We start from the raw sequence: 23,798 nt of genomic DNA on the forward strand, positions 1-23,798 counted from the left end.
CGGTAACGCAATATGGACAATCCATTCCAGATTATTACCGAAGCGTTTGCCCCGGAGTATCAGGTCAACCTGAGCATTCAGGGCCTCGACGGTCGCATTATGCTGACCCTTTCCAACGCCGGCCACGTTGTGGCCAAGCGCATGATCAGCGCCGAGCAGCGCAATGATCCGCAGCGTCTGAAACGGCTGGTGCAAAGTATTCAGTTCGGCATCGCCATCGAGCATGGCCACAGCGCCATGGAGATTCTCGAGGCCATGACCGACAGCGACAACCTCACCCTGCCGGCGCCACCGCGCAAGGGTCGGCCCGCCGGCCAACCGGTGCGTGGGGTGGCGATTTAAAGCTCGCCCTTCTCCACTTCCTGATACTCACCCGAACCCGCGGCGCCCTTGCGTTGCGGGCGTTCGACCTTCACCGAAGGGAACTGCGATGAGGCGTAACGCACCACCAGAATCGCAAACGCCAGCAGCAAAATCCCGCCGCACAGATAAATAATCCCCAGGTCTGGCGGACTGTGGTGTGAAACGTTGGAAATCAGCAGACGGGTCAGCGCGGTGATCGCCACATAGATCAGAAAGCGCACCGGCATGTGGTTGGTCTTGAAGTAAATCCCGACCATCGCACCCAATTCGAGATAGATGAACAGCAGCAGAATGTCATCGATCTTGATATGACCCTCTTCGATCATCTGCAGAAATTCCATCACCGCAGCCCAGGCCGTCACCGCCCCAATGGCGAACAGCGCCAGGTAGTGGAAGGTCTCGACAAACAGATTGCCCAGGGACTCGGCCACTTCGTGGACGTTTTGCCGCAGGTTCTCGGCCCAGTTGATTTTCACGATAGTACTTCCTTAGGTCGGTTCGACCGGATCATGCGGGTTTGATGTGACGGTTGATCTGCATGCAGAAAAAAGGCCAGAGAGTGATAAGTGAGATGGTGGCGGGTTGGCATGAGGCACTTTCTGTGGTGTCTGTCTGACGCTACGCGGGCAAGCTCCAATGCCGGCCAGTTAACGGAAATCTATCAACTGGTGATTAATTGTGGCGAGGGGGCTTGCTGTGGCGAGGGGGCTTGTCGGAACGCCGCACCGCCCCGCTGGAGTGCGAAGCACTCCCAAAACCTGCAACGGTGTTTTGTCAGGAACACCGCGGTTGGCTGGCTTTGGGGCCGCTGCGCGCCCCAGCGGGGGCAAGCCCCCTCGCCACAGGGTTTGTGCCTATTTCGAGATCTGCGCCTGCAACCGTCGACCGATCACGTCCAGCAGATCACACCCATCGCGCAGTGGAATAGCACACAGCCGGGCGAAGTCGTGGAGGATCACCGCATCGGTATGAATCTCCTGGCGCATGGCCAGATTCTCCATCAGCTGAGTGACGGTGCGGATGCGGTAATCGGCAGCGTCTTGGAGCACATCGAGTGGTGCCTGGGTGTCGACGAACAGAGTCGGGATATCGCAATCGTTGCTGGTGAGGGGCATGTAGCGATTGGTGGGGTCGGTGGAAAAGGGTAGATCGGGGGTAAGTGTTTTCATTTGAGAGCTCCGGTTATGCATGGGAGCTGCCAACGGCCTTCCTACGGGCTTGGGTGGCAGCTATACGCGGGGTAGGAATACCGAGTACCAGAGAGACTCGGCCACGTCGAAACGTGCCCGCGTACAGCCGCCGAAACGGATCTTACGGACGCATGTTAAGCGCCGCAATCAGGTATCGACGCGAACGAGTCTCCGGTACTTGAAAGGTTCCTACACCCTGCCACTGAATTTGCAGTGACCGCCAAAGATTATCGATGCAGCCAATCTCCCGCCAGTTCACCCAAACCGCTACAACTTGCGGGAAATGTCCGATGGCTTCGCCCGGAAATGTGACCCCCTTGTAGGAGCGAGCTTGCTCGCGATGGACGTATGGATGGCGCGTTTATTCAAGAAATACGCGTTATCGTTAACGTCCATCGCGAGCAAGCTCGCTCCCACAGGGTTGCAGGCAAACCCCTAAAACACAGCTACATTCAAAAGCCACTACCCAAAACGTCGGGATTCGCTTATCCTTTTAGCTGTATAAAAATACAGTAGTCGCAAAAGACAACTTATCGTGAAGGCATGTGAGGTGGTAAATGGCCGTCGAAGTGGTATACCGCAGCAGCCGAGATCTGGAGCGCTTGTTCATGGATAAAGCCGAAGCTGACCGTCATGACAAAATGCTCGAACTGGCCGAGTTGCTGGCTGAAGTGTTGCAAAAAGCCGTTCCGTCGCTGACCGAGCAGCAAGTGGAAGAAGCCGGGATCTACATGGCGAAAAACCGCGATGTGTTCGCCAAGGCATTCAAGAGCCAACCGGACGCCCTGTCCGAGTTGCTCAACGTGCCGGCTGAAGTGGCTAAAGTCGCTGAACCGGTTGAAGCACCTGAAGTGACTGAAGCAGTTGAACCGGTCGAAGCAACCGAAACAGCTGAGCCCGTCAAGCCCGCGAAAGCCGCGAAAGCCGCCAAGCCCGCGAAGTAAGCAACGCCCGAATTGAATAGGCCCTGAGTCACTGGCTCAGGGCCTTTTTAATGCCAGCAGAAAAAGTCTAATCCTCGGGTTTCTCCAGCGCTTCGACCAACGCCTTGAAGAACCGCGCCGCCTCACCGCCCGTCACCGCCCGGTGATCGAAGGTCAGGGACAGCGGCAGGATCGGATGCACCACGACCTTGCCGTTCATGGCGACCGGTTCGTCGCGAATGGCGCCGGCGGCGAGAATTGCCACCTGGGGTGGCACCACCACCGGATTGGCGTAGCGTCCGAACAGGGTGCCGAAATTGGACAGGGTCAAAGTCGCGCCCATCATTTCCTGGGGTGGTATCGAGCGCGCCTGTACGTCGGCGCGCAATCGATTCATGCCCTCTTTAAGGTCGGCCGAGGCACGCTTGCCGACATCGCGCAGCACCGGCACAAACAAACCGTCCGGCGTGTCGACCGCGATGCCCAGATCGAGAGTCTGATGCTGCTTGATCGACAGCGACTTGCCATCGAACGCGCTGTTCAACACGGGTTCCACCGCACAGGCGGCGGCCATGGCCTTGGCCAGGCGAATCAACGGATCCCGGGCCTGGCCCCAGCGATGCAAGTCGGCATCGCCGAAGATCGTCACCGGCACCACTTCGGCGTGGGACCTGGCCATGTTCAGCGCCATGCTGCGACGCACACCGCGCAGCTGCTCGCCGCCGAATTTTTCGCGCTCGGTCCGGGACGCGCTCTCGACGTCGCTGCGGGTAATCAGGCCATCGGCACCGGAACCGCTCAGCCCGCTCAAGTCGACGCCCAGTTGCCGGGCCAGTTGCCGCACTGCCGGGGTGGCGCGAGTCGCCATATGCTCGCGGGTCGACGGCGCGGCACCGACGAAAAACTGATCGTCCTGGCTGCTACCACCCCCTTCCAGGCGCCCGACCACCGTGCCCGCATCCGCCTCGCCTTCATAACCGAGCAACGGCTCGCCGACGTGCAGGATGTCGCCTTCACCACCGTAGGTTTTCGCCACCACCCCGTCATAGGGCGCGGGAATATCTACCAGCGCCTTGGCGGTTTCCACCGAGACCAGCAATTGATCGGCCTTGACCGTATCGCCGATCTTGACGTGCCATTTGACGATTTCCGCTTCCTGCAGACCTTCGCCCAGGTCGGGCAGTTTGAAAAATTTCATCACTCCCTCCTCGGGCTCAGGCGAAATTCAGCACGCTGTCGCAGGCGTGAAGAATGTCTTCAACGCTGGGGATATACAGCTGCTCCAGTCGATACAGCGGCGGCGGAATATCCGGCGCGGTGACCCGCTGGATCGGCGCCTGCAATTCCAGCCACGCCCGTTCGTAGAGGCTGGCTGCGATTTCCGCGCCGACCCCACAGGAGCGCGGCGCTTCATGGACGATCACGCATCGGCCAGTCTTGCGCACCGAAGCCTCCAGGGTGTCGAGGTCCAAGGGTTTGATGCAGGCGACGTCGATCACCTCCGCCGACACGCCCTGCTCGGCCAGAGCAGTGGCGGCCTGCAAGGTTTCCATGACACTGGCACCCCAGCTGATCAAGGTGATGTCGCTGCCTTCGCGCAAGGTGAAACAGCTATCGAGCGGCAGACGTTTGCCATCGTCGATAAGCGGTTGCGGGTTCATCCGGTAGAGCCGGGTGGGCTCCAGGAACACCACAGGGTCCGGATCATCGATGGCCGCCAGCAGCAGGCCATAAGCTCGGGCCGGCGACGATGGGATCAGCACACGCAACCCCGGAATATGCGCGAACAGCGCCTCGGTACTTTCGCTGTGGTGCTCCGGGGCACGAATCCCGGCACCCATCGGGCTGCGCATGACTATCGGGCAGGTGATCCGCCCCCGGGTGCGGTTGCGCATGCGGCTGGCGTGAGACACCAAGTGTTCCATGGTGGCGTAGATGAAGCCCATGAACTGGATTTCCACCACCGGTTTCAAGCCTTGGGCGGCCATGCCGATCACCAGCCCGCCGAGCATGGTTTCGGCCAGCGGCGAGTCGATTACCCGCTTGAAACCGAAGCTGTCTCGTAGCCCCAGGGTGGCGCGAAACACTCCGCCGTTGACGCCAACGTCTTCACCCAGGACGATGACATTTTCGTCTTCGCCCATGGCTCGATGCAGGGCCAGGTTCACCGCTTCCAGCAGGCTGACTTTGGCGTCACTCATGAGCCGCACCTCCCGCGCGCCGGGCTGCCCGCTCGAGAAACCATTCGCGCTGATCGGCCAGGGCTACCGGCCATTGTGCGTAGACGTAATCCATCAGCGTTTCAGGCGGCTGGCTGCCGGCCGCGTCGAAGTTATCCACAGCACGTTGCACCAGCTCCTGGCATTCGGCGATCAGCGCCTGTTCGCGACCTTCGTCCCAGACACCCTGCCCGGCCATGAAGGTTTGCAGGCGTTTGATCGGCTCTTCGAGCCAGGCGTGCTTGACCTCCTCGGCGGGGCGATAGCGCGTGGCATCGTCCGCGGTGGTGTGATCGCCGAGGCGATAACTCAGGCACTCCAGCAACACCGGGCCCTTGCCATGACGCGCCCGCTCCAGGGCGATTTGCACTCGGTCATACACCGCGAGAAGGTCATTGCCGTCGACCTGTTCGCCGTGGAACCCGGCGCCAATCGCTTTCTGCGCCAGGGTCGGCGCGCCGCACTGAATCCGCCGCGGCACCGAGATCGCCCACTGGTTGTTGTTGATCACAAACACCACCGGCAACTGCCAGGCGCCCGCCACGTTAAGGGCCTCGAGAAAGTCGCCTTTGCTGGTACCGCCATCACCGCAGGTAGTCACCACCACCCGGTGTTCGCCACGGATCTTGAATGCGCTGGCGACACCGCAGGCATGCAGCGCCTGGGTCGCGATGGGTACGCAGATCGGAAAGTCCTGAGCCACCGCCGGCTCGGCAAAGTGGCTGCCGCGTTCGTCTCCGCCCCAGTACAGCAGGATCTCTTCCATCCGCACCCCGCGCATCAACTGCACGGCGGTGTCGCGGTAATACGGCACCAGCACATCTTCGGCGTGCATCAGGCTGCCGATCGCCACGCCGATTGCTTCCTGGCCGAGGGTTGGGGCGTAGGTGCCGATACGCCCGGTGCGTTGCAGAGCGACGGCTTTGTGATCGAACAGGCGAGTCAACACCATCTGCCGGTAGAGGCGCGTCAGCAGGTTGAAGTCATCCGCCCAGGCAGGCAGTTCACCGAGCAATTGGCCATCGGGGGATAAATAACGGGTGTAGGGAAGATCGACCTTGTTATGGACCATGGCACAGCTCCTTGCACGCCGGATAAGCGTGATGCTGGGCTGTGGAGCAAGTTGGCCGGGGTCGGGCTTTGCTCCTAAGGGTACAGCAGGCGCTCCGCCAACTCGTCCGCCACCCGCGCCGGGGAGCGCTTTTCGGCCTGGGCGTGGGCGAAGACTTCGGTCAGCCGCGCGCCGATTTTCGACAGATGCGCGGTAATCACCGGCAACTCCTCGCCGCGATGTTTCAGCGAGACGTAAATCAGCCCGCCGGAATTGATCACGTAATCCGGCGCATACAGAATCCCGCGATTCTCCAGTTGGTCGGCGACTTGCAGGTTGGTCAGTTGATTGTTCGCCGAACCGGCTACCGCCGCGCAGCGCAATTGGGCGACGCTGTGGCTGTTGAGCACACCGCCCAGACCACAAGGCGCGAGGATGTCGCAGGGGGTGCTGAGCAGTGATTCGTTGGCAATCGGATGGGCTCCGAGTTGCTCCATGGCCAACTGCACTTTGCCCGGATCGATGTCGCTGACCAGCAACTCGGCACCGGCGGCATGCAATTGTTCGGCGAGCGCGAAACCGACATTGCCCAGACCCTGAATGGCAATCCGCAAGCCCTCGAGGTTATTGATGCCCAGGCGAGCGATGGCGGTGGCGCGGATTCCGGCAAATACACCCATCGCGGCATGGGGCGATGGGTCGCCCGCTGCAGTGGTGCTGGTGACATGTTGGGTTTGTTGGGCGATGCAATCCATGTCGGCCACTGAGGTGCCGCTGTCGATGGCGGTGATATAGCGACCGTCGAGTTCTTCGACGCACCGACCGAAGGCTTCAAACAATGCGGAACGGCTTTCGACATGGGCCGGGCGAATGATCACCGCTACGCCACCGCCTTGAGGCAGTCCGGCCAAGGCAGCCTTGTAACTCATCCCTTGGGCCAGGCGCACGGCATCCGCCACGGCGCTTTCGTCGTCGGGGTAGGCAAGGTAGCGACAACCGCCAAGGGCAGGTCCCAGGCGACTGCAATGGATAGCAATCACCGCCTTCAAACCGGTCACTGGGTCGACACTCAGGTGCAGCGATTCAAGGCGGGTGCTTTGCATGAGAGCGAACATCGGCGGGCTCCCGAATCAAGCTTCTACTCGCCAGTATAGGCTTGTGGCGAAAGATTGCAGAAACGCACAGGAATAAGCCGAGGCGGCTTCCACGCTTTAAGAAATAACCTCTAACCTCATGTGCATAGCACTGGACGAAAGTCGACGACGGGGCTAAAACGAGGCAATGACCGGAGATTTTAATGACCCCGCGCCAAGCGTTTTTTGCCTGTCTGCAACGCTCCCCGCCAGCGCTCTTTGAAGCGGCGGTATGGATCGCTGTCGAGCATGATCCGGCGGTAGAGCCAGAGGTGCTGCTGCGCAACTTCAAGGAGCTGGTACAACGGGTCAGCTGCGGTTTACCCCTGCTGCCAGTGAGCGAACTCGGGCAACCGTTGCTGCGCCGGATGAATGACCTGAGGTTTGCCCAGGATGACGCCACCCCGCTACGGCCCCAGGCCGCACTGGTCAATAAAGTCCTGGAACGCAAACGCGGACAGCCGCTGGCGCTGGGGTTGATCGCCCTCGAGTTGGCCAGGCGCCTGGAAATCCCGCTGGTCGGGGTCAACTTCCCAGGGCATTTTCTACTGCGAGTGCCGGGCGCCGATCATCTGCTCGACCCTTGTGGTGGGCGGCGCCTGTACCCCAATGACTGCCGCGATCTGCTGCAACGCCAGTACGGCCAGAACATGAAACTCAGTGCCGAGCATTTGCTCACCGCCGAGCCGGTGCAGATGCTGCAGCGCCTATCGCGCAACCTGCGCCAGCTGCACCTGGCCAACGACGACAACCTCGGAGCCTTGATCGACGCCGAGCGCGTGCTGGAACTGGGCAACGCCAGCGCCTCCGACTACCTGGCCCGCGCCAGCCTCTACCAGCGCCTCGACTGCCCGAATGCCGAACGCTTCGACCTGGAGCATGCGTTGTTGCTCAGTGAAGACCCGATCCAGCGGTTGCGGCTGACCGAACGGCTGGGGCATTTGCCGCCGAATTCGATTGTGCATTGAGTCTATGTGGGAGCGAGCTTGCCCCAATGCCGGTACGCGAACCGTAGCAGCTGGCGAAGCCTGCGTTCGGCTGCGCAGCAGTCGTAAATCCTGCTTCCACGGTGTCTGAAATACCGCGGCGCTGGATTTTACGACTGCTGCGCAGCCGAACGCAGCCTACGGCAGCTGCTACGGGGAATGTGCGAAGCCAGAAATTCCTTAACTAACTGGCATTGGGGCTTGCCCGCAAAGCTTTCAGGGGGTATCGGGCTGCTGTGCCGGATGGGCCTTGAGAAACGCCGGATGCTGGGCCGCCAACGCGGCCACCCGGCGAATCCGTGGGTAGGCCTCAAGGGAGATGTTGAACCGTTCGGCCGCATACAGCTGCGGGATCAGGTAGACATCCGCCAATCCCGGCTCATCGCCGAAGCAGTAACCCTGGTTACCGATCAAGTGCTCGACCGCCGCCAGTCCCTGGGTGATCCAGTGGCTGATCCACTGCACCACCTGGACTTCATCATGGCCCCATTGACGCAGCAGGTTGAGCACGCTGACGTTGTGCAGCGGATGAATATCGCAACCGATCAACGCTGCCACTCCTCGCTCGTGGGCGCGGGTGGCCAAGTCATTGGACAGCAGCGGCCGCAGTGGATAACGTTCCTCGAGGTACTCAATGATCGCCGGTGACTGGATCAGCAACTCGCCATGTTCAGTGCGCAAGGCCGGGACGCGACCCTGGGGATTGATGGCCAGGTACGTCGGCTGCCGATGCTCGCCGCCCTGGGCGGCGATCAGGTTGATCGGCAGTGCCTGGTAATCCAGCCCTTTGAGCGCCAGCGCGATTCGCACCCGATAGGACGAAGTCGAACGGTAGTAGGTATAGAGTTCCATGACCCGAACCTCCTTAACGTGCCGGGAGGATTTTGCCGCGGCATTCGCCGAAGCCGATGGAGGCAACACCCTCAGCGCTGCAACGAGCACGCAGGATGATCTCATCACCATCTTCGAGGAATTTGCGTACCTCGCCCGACGCCAGTTCGATAGGCTTTTTGCCACCCTCAGTGATTTCCAGCAGGCTGCCGAACTGGCCATTCTCAGGCCCTGACAGGGTGCCCGAACCGAACAGATCACCGGCCTGCAATTGGCAGCCGTTGATGCTGTGGTGCGCGACCAACTGCGCCACGGTCCAGTACATGTGTTGGGTGTTGCTCAAGGTCAGGCGATGAGCCGGCAGGTTCTGCTCTCGCATCGCTTCGGTCAGCAGCAGTACTTCCAGTTCGATATCGAAGGCCCCGGCAGCCTGATCGCGTTTGTCGAACAGGTATGGCAACGGCTGTGGATCACCTTCCGGGCGAACCGGCTGGGCACGGCGGAATGGCTCCAGCGCTTCGGCGGTCACTACCCAAGGCGAGATGCTGGTGATGAAACTTTTTGACAGGAACGGACCCAGCGGCTGGTATTCCCAGGCCTGGATATCCCGCGCCGACCAGTCGTTGAGCAAGCAAAAACCGGCGATGTGTTCGGCCGCATCACCAATGGCAATCGACTCGCCCAGGTCATTGCCCTGACCGATCCAGATACCCAGTTCCAGCTCATAGTCCAGACGCGCGCAGGGGCCGAAAGTCGGTTCGGTCTGGCCGGCCGGCAAGGTCTGGCCTTTTGGCCGACGCACGTCGGTGCCCGACGGGCGAATGGTCGAAGCGCGGCCGTGGTAGCCGATCGGCACGTATTTGTAGTTTGGCAGCAGCGGGTTGTCGGGACGAAACAGTTTGCCGACGTTTTGCGCGTGCTCGATGCCAACGTAGAAGTCGGTGTAGTCGTTGATTCTCGCTGGCAGGTGCATTTGGCAGTTCGCCGCCAGTGGCAGCAATTTCGCGCCCTGGGCTTCGATTTTGCCGTGCAGGGTGCTGCCCTCGGCCAACAGCTCCAGCAGACGTTCGCGCAATGCGACCCGGGCACTGCGGCCCAGATCGAAAAAAGCATTCAGCTGACCGCCGCGGGTGGCTTCGGCCGCCGTGCGCGCGGCACCGTCAAACAGGCCGGCATCCAGCGCCGCCTCCAGGTCGAAGATGTGCTCACCGATGGCCACGCCGCTGCGCGGTGCGCCGCCCTTGATACTGAATACGCCCAGCGGCAGGTTCTGCAATGGGAAATCGGCGTGGCCGTTGGCGGAGGCAACCCAGCTGCGAGTAATAGTTGGCTGATTCATCGGTTATCTCCGGTTCGGATTGAAAGTAGCGGGCAACGAGGCCCAGCAAGCATCATAGTTGTTCTGCAACTGCGGGCAGTCGAGAGCGAAACGGCTCGGGCGCAGCACCTGGCTGGTCTCGAACATGAAGGCCATGGTGTTGTCGATCTTGCTCGGCGAAAGCTCGGCGACGATCGCTTTGGTGCAGGTTTCGCCATCCGGTCCATGGGCGCTCATGCAGCTGTGCAAGGATGCGCCGCCCGGCAGGAAGCCTTCAGCCTTGGCGTCGTAACTGCCCTGGATCAGACCCATGAACTCGTTCATCAAATTGCGATGGAACCAGGGTGGACGGAAGGTGTTCTCGGCCACCATCCAGCGTGGCGGAAAAATCACGAAGTCGAGGTTGGCCAGGCCGTGGACGCTGGTGGGCGACGTAAGTACCGTGAAAATCGACGGATCGGGATGATCGAAACTGACCGTACCGATGGTGTTGAAACGCCGTAGGTCATACTTGTAGGGCACGTTGTTGCCGTGCCAGGCGACCACGTTCAGCGGCGAATGATCGAGTTCGCAGCCCCAGAGTTCGCCGAGGAACTTCTGCACCAGGGTGGTCGGCTGTTTCAGGTCTTCATATTGGGCGACCGGAGTCAGGAAATCCCGCGGGTTGGCCAGGCCGTTGCTGCCGATCGGCCCCAGGTCCGGCAGGCGCAGCGGCGCGCCATGGTTCTCGGCGATGTATCCGCGAGCCTGGGCATCGAGCAACTCGACTCGAAACTTCAGACCGCGAGGTAGTACGGCGATTTCCAGTGGTTCCAGTTCCAGCACGCCCAGTTCGGTGACGATGCGCAGGCGGCCCTGCTCTGGCACCAACAGCAACTCGCCATCGGCGTTGAAGAACACCCGCTCCATGGAGCGGTTGGCGCAGTAGTTATAGATGCTGATTCCGGCCGGTTTTTGCGCCGCCGAGTTGGCGGCCATGCTCACCAGCCCGTCGATGAAGTCGGTCGGCTCGGAAGGAATCTCCAGTGGATTCCAGCGCAGGCGATTGGGTGTCACTTCACCCAACGGACCGCCATCCAGCTGCCGATCAAGCTTCACAAAGGCCGGATGATTGGCCGATGGCTGTATGCGGTACATCCAGGTGCGCCGCGCTTCGCTACGGACCATGGTAAAGGCGGTGCCAGAGAACAGTTCGGTATAGAGACCGTAGGGCGCTTGTTGCGGGGAATTCTGGCCGACGGGCAATGCACCGGGTAGCGCTTCACTGCTGAATTCGTTGCCAAAGCCTGACTGATAAGCCAGCGCTGGCGTCGAGGAATCGAGGGTCATGGAGCCTCCTGAAAAGGGAGTGGGCAGTGGGCCGCATCTCCAACAAGATGCCTCGGCACGCTGCATTATTTTTATCGTAATCCAATTACGCATAACGTAATTTGATTGGTGTTGACCGTCAAGCTATAAAGACGCCCATTCATCTCCAAATATGACGACCCCATGGAAAAGCCGCGCGACACCAGCGCCACCAACGGTAAACAGAAAGTTCGCTCGGCTGAGGTCGGCACCGACATCCTCAAGGCCCTGGCGCAACTGTCACCCTCGACTTCTTTGTCACGCCTGGCCGAACACGTGCAGATGCCGGCGAGCAAGGTTCACCGCTATTTGCAGGCGCTGATTGCCAGTGGCTTTGCCGAGCAGAACAGCGCCACCAACCATTACGGCCTGGGTCGAGAAGCCTTGCGTGTGGGGTTGGCCGCTTTAGCCAGTATGGACGTGCTGAAAGTCGCAGCCCTGCCGCTGGCCGAACTGCGCGACGAGCTGAACGAAACCTGCTTCCTCGCCGTATGGGGTAACCAGGGCGCGACCGTGGTGCATATCGAGCCAGCCGTGCGGGCGGTGACGGTGGTCACTCAACTGGGGTCAGTGTTGCCATTGCTCAGCTCATCGACCGGGTTGGTGTTCAGCGCTTTCCTGCCGAACCGCGAAACTGTCGAGTTGCGTGAACTGGAGTTGAAGGCGAGCGATAACCATCTACTGGCCGATGACCGGGTTTACGCACAGGTGTGCGAACAGATTCGCGCGCGCGGGTTGCATCATGTCCATGGCTTGCTGATGCCGGGAGTAGACGCCTTGTCGGCACCTGTGTTCAACGCGGTAGGAAACGTGGCGGCCGTACTCACGGTGGTGGGCCCGACTTCGTTGTTTCATGCCGATGAACATGGCCCGGCCGCGCAACGCTTGTTGGCAGCGACCCGGGCAGTGAGTTGGCGGATGGGGTTTGAGCCGACTATTTGACGCAAATAGCAAACGGTTTTGTAAAATTGAACGTGTACAAAACCGTTCCATACCTCAAGCACGCTCTATGCGAATTACCGGATCAAGGTTTTACTTTTGGCCGAATTGGAGTCATCGAGAACTTCCTGGATGACCTCCAGCACTCGCTGATGCAACCGTTGCTGCCCGGAAATCTGGGCGATGAGGTTTTCCGCCGTATTCACATCGCCAAGCAGTTGAATCAAGGTTTTTTGAACGCCGCTGACTGGCTTACCCTTGATCCCCGCATGGCCCAGCAATGCAAGATCAATCAATGCGTCGATGAAATGGCTCAAGGCTTTGGCCCGGTCACCATCGTTATACGCCTCGGCGCCCTCCAGCAGACTCTTGGTAATCAATACCGCACTGAGTGCCAGTCCTATTGGTGCATATACCAGGCTGATAACGCTCGCCGCAGCAGTGACTGCATTGAAGACCAGGCCCGAAATGATGTCATTGAGGCTCTCAGTCTTGGCATCGACATCGGCAATGATTCGATCGATCAAACCTTCATAAGTGGCAGCCAGGTTCCTCACGCGGCTGTTGCGCCCCAGAACCGGTGCATCTGTAAAATTGCTGTTTAATTCCAGCTCAGTGATGTATGTGCCGACCACCCGTTGATCTGTGTACCTGACCCGTCTGTAGAAATAATCCCCGAGGCCGCGCTCCTTGACTGCCAGGACGAACTCCGACATCGGTCGCAAGCATCGACCGTCGGGGGCATCGGGGGTATACAGGAATTCCTCGACCAACATGTCCTTGAGCAGTCTGAAGACGAATACTCCCTCAACCAAGCGACCCTCGATATGGAATTGGAACAGGGCATTGTGCAGTACTTCATTCGGGTACTCGCCCATAGGGTTCATGGGTATCGTATCGATTGAACTCAACGTATGGACGAGCTCTCGTAACCGATCGTACTTGTCCTTGAGCAGCCGGCCTTGAAACAACTCCGACATTATTGCGACTTGCATCTGTCGCTGCTGGATCTCGAAATGAATACTTCGTTTGAACGCCGTCTCGGAATTATTCATATCCAGATAAATCGAGCGAAGCATGTCAATGTACTTCTCTCCCGGACGTAGCGTTCGAGACCAGTTTGCTATTCCCTGAATAGTCAGCGCCTTGAGCGGCGGGTGGTCATTGGTCAAAATCAACCGTGGATAAAGGGGGTTTCGAGGGTTGTCGACGACTTCGAATTTGTATTCCTTGATGATCAGCTGCGTTAGCGTCATCTTTTCATTCGGACTCATCTCCACGACGATATGGTCAGGATTCAGCGGCGTGTATTCGCCATGTTCGGCCAATAATTGTCCCAGGCGTTCTTTTATCAGGTTGTAGCTGAATTTCTCATAGGAGATGAATCCCCCCTCGCGCACGGCGACAGTATGAAGAGCCCTGAGTTCGGTATTAAGCCGCGCGAAATACTGACGCTCAATAGTGGTCGCAGTGCGATATCCGTAGGGAGTCATGGCCTCTTCATTTGACACCAGCCAGGCACGGACATTGGAAACACTGCTATTCAGGACTGCATTGTCGATATACGGATTGGGGGCTGGAATCACGCCGATCCAAAGGGTGGGCTTGGCTTCGACTTGTTTCAGGTAACCGGTGATTGCCTCGCGATCCAGGGCATGGGATTGCCAGGTCAGATAGTCACGACCTTTTTGCTGCTGTGTCCACTCGCCTATCGCAATGCCCACCCCTCTCAAGTTGACGCACTGGTACCAATCCCTGCCCCCCGGCGAACCCGGCGCGTAGAGAAGCCACTCGCCCTGCCCATTGCGATTACGGACAACCATCACATCCTTCAGCGGACGGTTTTTTTCGTGAAGTTGCAGGCACTCCAGCGTCAGATCGGCATCGCCGGCAATGGCGCCCATGATCCGCTCGAAGTTCTCGCCAAGGTGCCCTTGGATCTTCGCCGTAAACGCGGTCAGTGCCAGCCGCTGTTTCAACACTTCACCCATGGCCCGGATAACCGCCGGGCGCAGGTAATGCGATCTGATTTCTGCGCCATAGGCCGCGCGGACATCCTCCTCCAGCGCATCTTCGAGCCATTGTCGGGTCAGGCCGGTCGGCAAGTCCTCGCCCTTGAAGGTGATTTCGTAGCGCTGTCCCTGATCATGCAGACCATAGAGGAATAACTCGGTGAGGGTTCTTTCGTCTTGCTGAACCAGAGTTTTACTGCCCACTTCAAATACGTGGCTAATGGAGGTCATGATTCGGTCAGGATCAAGATCGCTGCCAAACTCATTATTCAGCAGGTAGCTTGCAATGTATCGCGCATAAACCCTGACCGAGGCAAAGTGCCCTAGTAGCTTGGCAAGTTCAGCCTCACTGGATTCCAGATCGCGTTCAAGCGCGAGATAATGTTGTCGATCGGCAGCGTTCGCGTGTTCAAACCATTCGGGTCGAGCGTCCATGCTCACGGGGTGTTGAGTGGTGATGATGTCCAACTTCACTGTCCTTATGTCGCTGAATATAGATGGCGTGCGCCATTTCGTTGAAGGCGCAAACTTAATCCAGGACATACAAAAGCAAAACCCTCAAACCCATACCGAATATGTACAGATAACTTCCTGTAAAACTTAAATTTTATAGAGCAGCATCGACAGCCAAAAGCTATCAGGCCCACAACCCCAGCAACTTGGCCTTGGCCACGGCTTGAGTTCTGCGTTCAACTCCTAATTTTCCGTGTATACGTCGGGCATGGGTTTTCACCGTATGCAATGAGATAAAGAGTTGCTCGGAAATTTGCCGATTGGAATGACCCAGGGCGATCAGTTTGAGCACTTCAAGTTCGCGCTGGCTGAGGGGATTGTCATTGATCGTCAAGCATGGCTGCTGCTCCCGGGTTCGCTCTCCATGACCCAAGTCGCCAAGCAAATTCGGTTGGCGCAATTGCAGTTCGTGAAGCGCCTGCTGCAGATTGCAACGGTGCACCAGGGCCAGACCGGCTTCCAGAGACTTCCTGGCCAGAACTGCATCCCCGCAGAGCCAGGCGACCTCGGCCAGCGCCAGCTGCAGCTCAACCTCAAGGCCCGACATTCCTCGACGCTGCGCGGCCTCGAGCAAGACCCCAAGCCGAACCGCAGGCTCTTTCGCTTGTTGTAGATACACCTCAGCCAACACCAGCAAATACTCGACTCGCGGAATCAGCTCCAGGGTTGCCGGCGGCGCCTGACACGCGTGTGGCCCGCGGTAATGCCGCAGCACCCGGCTCAAGGCTGCATGGGCCAGTTCCGGGCGACCTTGCTGCAACCAGAAATGACTGCTGACTTGCAGCAGTACCCCACGATAAACCGTTTCGGGGATATGCCGCTGTTGCATCAGCCGATCGGCATCGCGCAATCGCACAAAGGCCTGAGCGTAGTCACGCTGATTGGCCGCCAACTGCGCCTGGCCGAGAAAGCCATACAAGGCGAGCTTGTCCTGACTGTGGACACACTCTTGCAACCCCGACTGGAAGTGCAGCGCGGCTTGCGCATCCTGTCCCTGGCGCAACGCCAGGCGCCCGCGACGCAAGGCAATCCGCCCCAGCAATGGCGTGGCGCGGTTGACTTGCTCGCCGAGCAACTCATAGACAGTGCCCAGCAGACTTTCCGCCCTCTGAGGAGCTCCGCGCTGCTCGAGCAGTTGCGCGTGATCCAGTTCCAGCAAACCCTCCAGTAACAACGAACCTTGCGCGCGCGCCAGGCACAACGCTTCGCGATTGATCGCCTGCGCCACATCCAGCTCGCCATTAAGCAACGCCTGCTGGGTCAATCCGGACAGACACAGCAAACGCGCAGTCCACGCCGACGCGGGAAGCTCGGTCAGGGCGTCGATAAAGTGTGCCCGCGCAGGCTCGTGTCGGCCCAGCAGGTGTAACAACCATCCCTGCTGAGCCTGCCAACGCGCCACTAACTGGCGCTGCAAGGTGGCAGACGGCTGTGGAGCGAACCGCGCCATTTGCTCGATGCAGGCAGCGGCCTGCTCGAAGCGGCCGGCAAACAGCAATGCAGCGGAAATCAGCCCGACCAGTTGCGGGGTGCCAAGCATCAGTTCATCACCTTGCTGCTCATGCAGGCGCAACAGCAGCACCACGTTCTGTTGCTGGAACAAGTGCTCGAAGCTGAAGTGCTGCAGCAAGCTGACTGCCACTTCATATTCCTGGGCCAGCAAGGCCTGCTCGAAAGCGGCCTGCCAGTCTTCCTGAGCGATAAACCACTGACAGGCGCGACGGTGCCAGGAACGCCCGCCCGGCCACTCTTCGTCGCGCATGCGCCGCGCCAATGGTGGAAAGACTTGCAGCCAGTCCGCCGAAGCGTCCCAGGCTTCGATGAAGCACCCCGACTCCTGCAGCGAACGCAGCCACTGGGCGCCCTCGCCTGCGCCAAACAGATGCTCGCACAAGCTCGCGTTAAAGCGCGGCAGGTGGGCCAGCACCCGCCAGGCCTCGGCCAATTCCGGCGACAAACCGCTGAACAGTTCATGTTCCAGATAGTCGAGCAATGTCCCCGAACGGGTGAATTTGCCGCTTGCGGTATCCAACAGGGCAATCCGCACCCCGACGCACCAGCCGCCAGTGAGCTGGAATGTCTGCGCAGCAGTCCGCGCGCCGGGACTGCACGGCGAGGTCTGCTGCAACTGTTCGATTTCCGCCTGATCGAAGCCCAGGTCCGCTGGGCTGCATTCATACAACTCATCGTCCAGCAGCAAGCGTGGCCAGTTGCATTGGGGGCGGCGGCGGCCGCTGATCCACCAGGTCAATGCCGGACTGCTGACGACCAGCAGCCGATCGAGCAGCACGTCCAGTTCCGCCGCAGGCATACGGCAATAGTCGTCGAGAAACAGCCAGGTCGGGGCCTGCAAGCGACTCAGATAATTGAGCAAGGAGGCCTCATCGGCCGATACCAAACCCAGCGCCTGAGCCAGTAGTCCACAGAATTGCGTGCGCGTTTGTCGCTGTCCGGCCAGCGGCAACCAGCCGATTTTGCATTGCGCCGGGACCTGCAACAGGCATTCGCCGAGCAACACGCTTTTGCCACTCCCCGCTGGCGCGCAGAGCAACTTGACCCTTGCCGTCGAAGCCAGCAAGGCGCTGCTCAAACGTGGGCGGTACAGGTGCAGGGAGGGCAAGCGAGGCACAAACCCAGGAAGATCCAGACGTGCGGTCATGGCGGTCATTGCGGCATGCCTTTTCTTGATTTTATCCGGCCACCCTAGTCCTCTTGCCCGAGCGGATTGAACAAGTATTCAGTGTGTTGATGGGTGCCCATAAAAAAAGGCGACCCGTGGGTCACCTTTCGCTCCAGCTATGACGATCTAACGCACACCCTCGCTGCGCAGGGCCGATGGCGTGTAATCCGCCGACTTGGCCGCGAAGCCGAATTCGAAGCTGTGCTTCTCTTCGTTCTTCATTCCGAGGGCGATGTAACGACCGGCAATGATGTCGTAAAGCGCTTCGAGGGTGTAAGCCGGCACCTGGTGGTCGTAGTAGAACTGCTGGTGCCCTTCGGCCACCCGCCAGAGCTGGCCACGACCGTCGTAGTGATCCACCAGTGCTACCTGCCAGCTGTCCTCGTCGATGAACATATGGCGCTTGGCGTAGATGTGCCGCTCGCCCGGCTTGACGGTACCGACCACTTCCCAGACCCGATGCAGCTCGTAACGGGTCAGGTCCTGGTTGATGTGCCCGGCCTTGATCACGTCGTCGTACTTGAGGCTCGGCGAATCGAGTTTGTAGGCGTTGTACGGAATGTACATTTCCTTCTTGCCGATCAGTTTCCAGTCATAACGATCCGGCGCTCCGGAGAACATGTCGAAGTTGTCCGAGGTGCGCAGACCATCGGCGGCAGTACCCGGCCCGTCGTAGGCCACTTGCGGGGCGCGCCGCACCCGGCGCTGACCGGCGTTGTAAATCCAGGCCAGACGCGGCTCCTTGACCTGGTCGAGGGTCTCGTGGACCAGCAACACGTTGCCTGCCAGGCGCGCCGGGGCAGTCACCGACTGCTTGAAATAGAGCAGCACGTTGGCGCCTTTATCCGCGTCTATGTCGGGAATTTGCCCAGGCACCGCGACTTCTTCTTCGAAGCGGATGGAGGTATAGCTGCCGTTGGTCTGCGGTGTCGCCTGGGTGATGATGCGCTTGAGGTTACCACCGCGATAACGGGTGACATGGTTCCACAGCACCTCGACGCCGGCCTTGGGAATCGGGAAGGCGTAGTAACGGTTGCCCGTGAAGTTGGCCAGGCCGTTACCGTCGTTGATCGAGTTCACGTTGAGGGCGCTGCGCTTGGCCGCTTCGTAGACATCAGCCGGTAACGCAACGGTGCGGTGACTTGGATACACCGGAATCTTATAGGTCTGCGGGTAGCGCTTGAACATTGCCAGCTGGCCGTCCGAGAGTTTGTCCTTGTATTGGTCGGCGGTGGCAGCGGTGATGGTGAACAGCGGTTTTTCATTGGCGAACGGATCAGCCAGGAAGCCTTTGCTGTCCACCGCCCCGGCATTTTTCGGAATGCCGCCGGTCCACGCGGGAATCGAACCGTCGGCGTTGCCGGCCTTTTCCGCCCCCACTGGCGTCAGGGTGGTACCCAGTTTGGCCGCCTCCTCGGGCGAGACCGCGGCCATTACGTTGGCAGCCAACAGGCTCAAGGCCAGGGCACCGCATTGCAGAATCATTTTGCGCATGTTGTTGTCCTTCTCAGCCATATCAGAAGTTCACGCCGAAGCTCAAAGCGACGAAGTCACGGTCAGTCAGGGTGTTGTAGTCGCCACCGAAAAAGTCGGTGTAACTGAGGTTCGCGGTGTAGGTGTTGCGGTAGTCGGCGTCGACTCCGAGGCTGACTGCCTTGGCGCCTTCGTTGAACAGTCCGTTGGGGCCGTAGCCATCGACGTCATGGGACCACGACAGGTTGGGTTTGAGGTTGATCCCGGCAATCGCGTTGTTGTAATCGAGGATCGCCCGGGCGCGATAGCCCCAGGAGGTAGCGGTGACAAACCCCTCGGTATCGCCGCGAAAACCATACTGGCCATAGACCGAGTCGCGGCCATAACGCAGCTCGCTCGTGGACTCCAGACCACCGACGTGCACCACCGCCGCCTCGCCGACCAGGGTCAGGCGATCGGCACCCAGCACTTGATCGAAGAACTGCGTCAGGGTGCTTTGGATCTGGGTGACTTCCTTACGCCGGTAACCGGTATTGTCGGCCCCTGGCGTAGTCTGGATCGGCGATGCGGCACCCCCGGCAATCGGGTTGAGCAGGGCCAGGGTCAGGTCGTTGGTGTTGACCTGTACCGGAGCGTTGGGCCGATAGCTGATTTCCCCGGTCCAGGCAGTACCGGTGGGCAAGGTGGTGGCGAAGCTGGCGCCGTACAGGCGAATGTCTTCCGGGTATTCGAGGTAGTACTGACCACGCCCGAGCATCACGCTTTGTGCCAGCCCCGAGCCGCTGCCCGGCGCCAGGCGGTTGGCGACACTGATCATGCCCGGCAGGGCGGCCAGCGTCGAGCGTCCGGCGGTTGTGGTACCGACCGTCGGCGTGCGGCTGTGATAATTCATGAAGTACAGGCCGTACTCGGTGTCGTCCCCCAGCCAGCGCAACGCCGTGCCCCATTGCCCGGAATCACGGGCATCGCGGTCGCCGCCCCGGGGTACCACAACGCCCTCGGAAGTGACCTCGAAGCCCTGCCCGAACGCCGCCGCCACCGGTTGCAACGGCGCGATGGCCGGGCTGCCGACCGTGTAATTGCTGTCGCAACCGTCCTGAACCACATCGTTCCCAAAGAAGGTCCCGCAGTTATCCACGACAGTCTGGTCCCACTCCAACTGGTAGAAGCCTTCTATCGTCAACTGGTCAGTCAGGCCTTGAGAAGCGAACAGCATATTGACCGGAATCAGCCCTTCCTTGATCTCCGCGCCAGGGCGGCGGAATGCGGAAACGTCGATCGGGTTGATGCTGTTGATCGAGTTGCCGATGAAAGTACTTTCACCCCAACTGACCACCTGTTTACCCGCGCGCACCGTGCCAGGCAGATCGGCGATGGAATAGTTGTGATAGACGAAAGCATCGAGAATCTGCGCACCGGAAGACTTGGCGCCCTCTTTGCGGTTGTGGTTGCTGATTTGCTTGAACTCGCGGTCTTCATCCTGAAGTTCGAAGTCATACCAATACTTGCCGCGAACAAATACACCGGTGTCGCCATATTTGAGTTCGAGGTCGTGCAGGCCCTTGAAGATTTTCGAGAAGGTCTCGCCCTTCTTGAAATTCAAACGTCCATCGTCCCCGGTCGACGACTGGCCATTGCCCCCATTGGTAATGCCGACCAGATCCTGGTCGGCATCGCGCAGCCCCCAACTCGCGCCCACCGACAACGAGGAGTCGAACTGCCCCTCGATTTCCCCGATGTTGAATGAAACAGCCTGCGCCTGGGCACAGCAACCCAAGGCAACCGCAGCGGCCAGCGCCTGCGGCCTGAAGATGGCGCGCATTGTTGTTTTTGTCATGCGTCTTCCCCGGTGAGTGACAGAAGGCCTCACCCTACTGCCGGCCCCCACCCGCGATAAGCGCACCAAGGAGGTATTCGCGGTGTACCTCCAAAGAGTGACAGGCCGCGCAGAGCGGGCCTTTGCGAGATGCATCGACGGGCTGGATGGAGGGTTATCAGGGGGATGGATAGCGCGGGGCCCGTAGCAACTGCGTTCGTCTGTGTAGCAACTGCCAAAGGCTGCGCTCGTCTGTGTAGCAGCTGCCGAAGGCTGCGTTCGTCTGTGTAGCAGCTGCCGAAGGCTGCGTTCGTCTGTGTAGCAGCTGCCGAAGGCTGCGTTCGGCTGCGAAGCAGTCGTCAATAATGACTGTCTGTTGAACCCGAAAACCTTCAGTGCCTGGCTTTTCAAGTGCTCCGCACTCAGACGCAGCCTTCGGCAGCTGCTACGGGATCGACTGTTACTCAGGACGTAACAGTGCATGTCGCGAATCGCTATTTTTCCTTCGGGGGCAAGCGCTTATTCTTATCGGGCTTTCACGGCAAACCACCTGAAAGCGCAACGATCGAAGTGTGACCATGCCACTGGGTGATCGACAGAATTTAGTTCGAATTGAAACCTTGTTTCAATTCGTCAGCCCTGAGTTTACTGACGTTGATTTATAGCTCCTGATCTAACGTCTTACTTTAGCCACTGCTTATGCAGTGGCTTTTTTTTGCCTGTTTTTTCCTTCTGCAAATCACCACATCCCTTCTCGACATAAGAAACTCGTCGCCACCAAAACCTACACCCATGAAAGAAAGTGGCTACAAAAGAACGCGCTTCTCATTTTTTGGCAACTACTAGTCTGAAAGAAGCCGCACAGGGCACGCACTATTAATTTACTCAACGTGCACCTGAACAAGTTCTTTCAGCAACTACCACGAGTGTTCCCATGAAGCCCATAAACTACAACAGTTACCGTTCCATTAAAGCTTTTAACAACCGAGTTCGTTTCCTGGTCATGCATTACACCGCCGCAAACTTCTCTGCTTCGAAAAACGCCCTGACCGGCCCCAGTGTCAGCGCCCATTATCTAGTGCCTGACATCACAGATCCGAGTTATTTGCAGGCGGGTTTCAGTGAGCAGGAGATTTTCAATCTGGTGGATGAGACTGATCGCGCCTGGCATGCAGGCGCCAGTACGTGGGGTAATCGAAGCAATCTGAATGACACGTCCATCGGCATTGAAATCGTCAACCTGGCAACCGATAACAATGGCCAGTTCACCTTCCCGCCTTATCAGCCACTTCAGATAGCGGCGGTTGAACAGTTGGCGCTGAATATTCTGCAACGCTACCCGGATATCAGCCCGGTGAACGTCGTGGGCCATTCGGATATTGCTGCCGGCAGGAAGAGTGATCCGGGGCCGATGTTTCCCTGGCATCAGCTGTATTTAAAAGGTATCGGTGCCTGGTTTGATAAAGACAGCCAAAACAGCTTTCTCAGGGACTACTGCCTCAAAGGCCTGCCCTCCCGCGAGGACCTGCTCGCCAAGTTCGAGAAGTACGGTTATGACATTTCGGGCGCCACCACTGAGGCGGGTTTTCAGCGGTTGGTTCGTGCCTTCCAGTTGCACTTTCGTCCGGCAAAATATGACGGTGTGCTGGATGCTGAAACCGCGGCGAACCTAGCGGCGCTGGTTCACAAATATTTCCCGGCATGAGAAATACCAAGGCTGCCCAATGTCCTGCGGGACCCTGGGCAGCTTTCGGCGGTATTGGCGCAAAGCCTGGCTTCAGAGGGAATACTTCTGCAGATTCGCCATCATTTCCTTCAAGGCCTCAATGTTGTCCTGCGGATGCGCCGCGCCTTCGAAGTCGCAGATCTGTTGCCATTGAGCCGCCACGTCTTCAGGCGAGAAACCGGCGCGAGGATCGAATCCGGCACCGAGGCTGCGTTCCCAGCGGACTTTGCCCATCCAGCCGCCGCCCACTTCAAACAGCCCGGACGTTTCCTGGCAGTTTTCACTGCCCAGGTACACCACCAGCGGGCTGACCAGCTCAGGTTTGAGCTGTTCGAAGACTTGCGGCGGGATCAGGCCTTCGGTCATGCGCGTACCGCCGGTGGGGGCGATGGCATTGACCAGGATGTTGTTCTTGCGGCCTTCGATGGCCAGGGTGCGAGTCAGCCCATACAGACCCAGTTTGGCCATGCCGTAGTTGGACTGGCCGAAGTTGCCATAGATGCCTGAGGTCGAAGCGGTGAAGATGACCCTGCCATAGTTTTGTTCGCGCATATGCGGCCAGGCGGCGCGGGTGACTTTGTAGGCGCCTTCGACATGTACCCGGTAAACCAGGTCCCAGTCGCTGTCGTCCATTTTGTGGAAGGTTTTGTCCCGCAGGATCCCGGCGTTGTTGACCACCACGTCAACGCGGCCGAAGGCGTCCAGGGCGTTCTGGACGATCTTGTCGCCGTCGGTCACCGAGTCGTGGTTGGCCTGGGCGGTGCCGCCGGCTTCCCGAATCTCTGCCACCACACGATCCGCCGCTGAAGCGTTGGCGCCTTCGCCCTGCGCCGAGCCGCCGAGATCATTGACCAGCACTTTGGCGCCGTGCCTGGCGAACAGCAGCGCGTGGGCCCGTCCCAGACCGCCGCCTGCACCGGTGACGATGACGACTTTATCTTCGAAGCGCACAGACTCATTCATACAGAACTCCAGCAGGGCCAATGGACAGGGCTTTGAGTGTCAGGCACAGGCTGGCTGGTCACAATAAACACGGCTCGGGCTGAATGGCGCGCGATAAGGCAGGGGGATGATTGGGGGGTTGAGGTTTTGTACCTGATCCTCACCACTACCCACAGGCTTGCGGTGCAGCTTATATCGCCAGGATCGCAGCCTGCGGCAGCTCCTACAGGGTTTGTGTCCACCCGCAATTACGCGGGGGTAGCCACAGGGTTTGGGCTCACCTGCAATTACGCGGGGGTAGCCACAGGGTTTGGGCTCACCTGCAATTACGCGGGG

General features: G+C 59.3%; 18 protein-coding genes and 1 pseudogene. 5 read left to right on the forward strand and 14 right to left on the reverse strand.

The features are described 5' to 3' along the window. Positions 1-12 precede the first annotated feature (12 nt). Positions 13-342, forward strand: coding sequence for a DUF3509 domain-containing protein (locus tag F8N21_RS02325; RefSeq protein WP_150640579.1), 330 nt, complete (start codon positions 13-15; stop codon positions 340-342). Here F8N21_RS02325 and F8N21_RS02330 read toward each other — a convergent pair. Then, positions 339-839 carry a phosphate-starvation-inducible protein PsiE gene (locus tag F8N21_RS02330; RefSeq protein WP_150640580.1) on the reverse strand — a complete coding sequence of 167 codons (501 nt, stop codon included), beginning with the start codon at positions 837-839 and terminating at the stop codon, positions 339-341. The genes F8N21_RS02325 and F8N21_RS02330 overlap by 4 nt on opposite strands. A 378-nt stretch (positions 840-1,217) precedes the next feature. Continuing rightward, positions 1,218-1,532: a hypothetical protein gene (locus F8N21_RS02335; protein WP_150640581.1), complete on the reverse strand. Its 315-nt coding sequence runs from the start codon at positions 1,530-1,532 to the stop codon at positions 1,218-1,220. Positions 1,533-2,110: 578 nt separating this feature from the next. Between F8N21_RS02335 and F8N21_RS30710 the strand changes: the two are divergent. Beyond that, positions 2,111-2,350: pseudogene (locus tag F8N21_RS30710) on the forward strand (YebG family protein); the annotation flags it as partial. A 214-nt stretch (positions 2,351-2,564) separates the two neighbouring features. Here F8N21_RS30710 and F8N21_RS02345 read toward each other — a convergent pair. From F8N21_RS02345 to F8N21_RS02360, 4 genes are all read right to left on the reverse strand, one after another. After that, the gene (locus F8N21_RS02345; RefSeq protein WP_150640583.1) at positions 2,565-3,674 is read right to left on the reverse strand and encodes a dihydrolipoamide acetyltransferase family protein; all 1,110 of its coding nucleotides are present in this window, start codon (positions 3,672-3,674) and stop codon (positions 2,565-2,567) included. 16 nt (positions 3,675-3,690) lie between these two features. Continuing rightward, on the reverse strand, positions 3,691-4,677 hold the full coding sequence (locus tag F8N21_RS02350; RefSeq protein WP_150640584.1) for an alpha-ketoacid dehydrogenase subunit beta: 987 nt from the start codon (positions 4,675-4,677) through the stop codon (positions 3,691-3,693). Next, positions 4,670-5,767, reverse strand: a complete 1,098-nt coding sequence (gene pdhA / locus F8N21_RS02355) for a pyruvate dehydrogenase (acetyl-transferring) E1 component subunit alpha (protein ID WP_150640585.1) — start codon at positions 5,765-5,767, stop codon at positions 4,670-4,672. Before pdhA ends, F8N21_RS02350 begins: the two co-directional genes overlap by 8 nt. 74 nt (positions 5,768-5,841) lie before the next feature. Next, the gene (locus F8N21_RS02360; RefSeq protein WP_150640586.1) at positions 5,842-6,861 is read right to left on the reverse strand and encodes a Leu/Phe/Val dehydrogenase; all 1,020 of its coding nucleotides are present in this window, start codon (positions 6,859-6,861) and stop codon (positions 5,842-5,844) included. Positions 6,862-7,043: 182 nt separating this feature from the next. Here F8N21_RS02360 and F8N21_RS02365 point away from each other — a divergent pair, with 182 nt between their 5' ends. Beyond that, positions 7,044-7,847 carry a SirB1 family protein gene (locus F8N21_RS02365; protein ID WP_150640587.1) on the forward strand — a complete coding sequence of 268 codons (804 nt, stop codon included), beginning with the start codon at positions 7,044-7,046 and terminating at the stop codon, positions 7,845-7,847. Between the two features lie 234 nt (positions 7,848-8,081). On the opposite strand, the gene maiA is transcribed toward F8N21_RS02365, so the two are convergent. The 3 genes from maiA to hmgA are packed head-to-tail and all read right to left on the reverse strand — an operon-like array spanning position 8,082 to position 11,343. Then, positions 8,082-8,717: a maleylacetoacetate isomerase gene (gene maiA / locus F8N21_RS02370; RefSeq protein ID WP_150640588.1), complete on the reverse strand. Its 636-nt coding sequence runs from the start codon at positions 8,715-8,717 to the stop codon at positions 8,082-8,084. 13 nt (positions 8,718-8,730) lie between these two features. Continuing rightward, positions 8,731-10,035 carry a fumarylacetoacetase gene (gene fahA, locus F8N21_RS02375; protein ID WP_150640589.1) on the reverse strand — a complete coding sequence of 435 codons (1,305 nt, stop codon included), beginning with the start codon at positions 10,033-10,035 and terminating at the stop codon, positions 8,731-8,733. A 3-nt stretch (positions 10,036-10,038) separates the two neighbouring features. Continuing rightward, complete coding sequence (gene hmgA / locus F8N21_RS02380) at positions 10,039-11,343, reverse strand: homogentisate 1,2-dioxygenase (RefSeq protein WP_150640590.1); 1,305 nt, start codon at positions 11,341-11,343, stop codon at positions 10,039-10,041. A gap of 162 nt (positions 11,344-11,505) precedes the next feature. Here hmgA and F8N21_RS02385 point away from each other — a divergent pair, with 162 nt between their 5' ends. Next, entirely contained in the window at positions 11,506-12,303 is a 798-nt protein-coding gene (locus F8N21_RS02385; protein ID WP_150640591.1) for an IclR family transcriptional regulator, read from the forward strand. Positions 12,304-12,377: 74 nt separating this feature from the next. Here F8N21_RS02385 and F8N21_RS02390 read toward each other — a convergent pair whose 3' ends face one another. The 4 genes from F8N21_RS02390 to F8N21_RS02405 form a co-directional block, all read right to left on the reverse strand. Continuing rightward, positions 12,378-14,780, reverse strand: coding sequence for a dermonecrotic toxin domain-containing protein (locus tag F8N21_RS02390; RefSeq protein ID WP_150640592.1), 2,403 nt, complete (start codon positions 14,778-14,780; stop codon positions 12,378-12,380). A 169-nt stretch (positions 14,781-14,949) separates the two neighbouring features. Further along, a complete protein-coding gene (locus F8N21_RS02395; protein WP_150640593.1) occupies positions 14,950-17,493 on the reverse strand; it encodes a LuxR C-terminal-related transcriptional regulator in 2,544 nt (847 codons plus the stop codon). Positions 17,494-17,631: 138 nt separating this feature from the next. Next, positions 17,632-18,999, reverse strand: a complete 1,368-nt coding sequence (locus F8N21_RS02400; protein ID WP_150640594.1) for a DUF1329 domain-containing protein — start codon at positions 18,997-18,999, stop codon at positions 17,632-17,634. A gap of 22 nt (positions 19,000-19,021) precedes the next feature. Beyond that, the gene (locus F8N21_RS02405; protein WP_150640595.1) at positions 19,022-20,815 is read right to left on the reverse strand and encodes a DUF1302 domain-containing protein; all 1,794 of its coding nucleotides are present in this window, start codon (positions 20,813-20,815) and stop codon (positions 19,022-19,024) included. Positions 20,816-21,728: 913 nt separating this feature from the next. Between F8N21_RS02405 and F8N21_RS02410 the strand changes: the two genes are divergently transcribed. After that, positions 21,729-22,499 (forward strand): N-acetylmuramoyl-L-alanine amidase, encoded by a 771-nt coding sequence (locus F8N21_RS02410; RefSeq protein WP_150640596.1) that lies wholly within the window; start codon positions 21,729-21,731, stop codon positions 22,497-22,499. 72 nt (positions 22,500-22,571) lie between these two features. On the opposite strand, the gene F8N21_RS02415 is transcribed toward F8N21_RS02410, so the two are convergent. Continuing rightward, a complete protein-coding gene (locus F8N21_RS02415) occupies positions 22,572-23,483 on the reverse strand; it encodes an SDR family oxidoreductase (RefSeq protein WP_150640597.1) in 912 nt (303 codons plus the stop codon). Positions 23,484-23,798: the final 315 nt, after the last annotated feature.

This window comes from Pseudomonas fluorescens, assembly GCF_902497895.1.
Lineage (GTDB): Bacteria > Pseudomonadota > Gammaproteobacteria > Pseudomonadales > Pseudomonadaceae > Aquipseudomonas > Aquipseudomonas fluorescens_BP.

Excerpts from the sequence above, each read along its gene's own strand:
- F8N21_RS02350 (WP_150640584.1), bottom strand. The coding sequence starts at position 4,677 with ATGAGTGACGCCAAAGTCAGCCTGCTGGAAGCGGTGAACCTGGCCCTG.
- maiA (WP_150640588.1), bottom strand. The coding sequence starts at position 8,717 with ATGGAACTCTATACCTACTACCGTTCGACTTCGTCCTATCGGGTGCGA.
- fahA (WP_150640589.1), bottom strand. The coding sequence starts at position 10,035 with ATGAATCAGCCAACTATTACTCGCAGCTGGGTTGCCTCCGCCAACGGC.
- F8N21_RS02365 (WP_150640587.1), top strand. The coding sequence starts at position 7,044 with ATGACCCCGCGCCAAGCGTTTTTTGCCTGTCTGCAACGCTCCCCGCCA.
- F8N21_RS02325 (WP_150640579.1), top strand. The coding sequence starts at position 13 with ATGGACAATCCATTCCAGATTATTACCGAAGCGTTTGCCCCGGAGTAT.
- pdhA (WP_150640585.1), bottom strand. The coding sequence starts at position 5,767 with ATGGTCCATAACAAGGTCGATCTTCCCTACACCCGTTATTTATCCCCC.
- F8N21_RS02395 (WP_150640593.1), bottom strand. The coding sequence starts at position 17,493 with ATGACCGCCATGACCGCACGTCTGGATCTTCCTGGGTTTGTGCCTCGC.
- F8N21_RS02345 (WP_150640583.1), bottom strand. The coding sequence starts at position 3,674 with ATGAAATTTTTCAAACTGCCCGACCTGGGCGAAGGTCTGCAGGAAGCG.
- F8N21_RS02385 (WP_150640591.1), top strand. The coding sequence starts at position 11,506 with ATGGAAAAGCCGCGCGACACCAGCGCCACCAACGGTAAACAGAAAGTT.
- F8N21_RS02415 (WP_150640597.1), bottom strand. The coding sequence starts at position 23,483 with ATGAATGAGTCTGTGCGCTTCGAAGATAAAGTCGTCATCGTCACCGGT.
- F8N21_RS02400 (WP_150640594.1), bottom strand. The coding sequence starts at position 18,999 with ATGCGCAAAATGATTCTGCAATGCGGTGCCCTGGCCTTGAGCCTGTTG.
- F8N21_RS02335 (WP_150640581.1), bottom strand. The coding sequence starts at position 1,532 with ATGAAAACACTTACCCCCGATCTACCCTTTTCCACCGACCCCACCAAT.
- F8N21_RS02360 (WP_150640586.1), bottom strand. The coding sequence starts at position 6,861 with ATGTTCGCTCTCATGCAAAGCACCCGCCTTGAATCGCTGCACCTGAGT.
- hmgA (WP_150640590.1), bottom strand. The coding sequence starts at position 11,343 with ATGACCCTCGATTCCTCGACGCCAGCGCTGGCTTATCAGTCAGGCTTT.
- F8N21_RS02405 (WP_150640595.1), bottom strand. The coding sequence starts at position 20,815 with ATGACAAAAACAACAATGCGCGCCATCTTCAGGCCGCAGGCGCTGGCC.
- F8N21_RS02410 (WP_150640596.1), top strand. The coding sequence starts at position 21,729 with ATGAAGCCCATAAACTACAACAGTTACCGTTCCATTAAAGCTTTTAAC.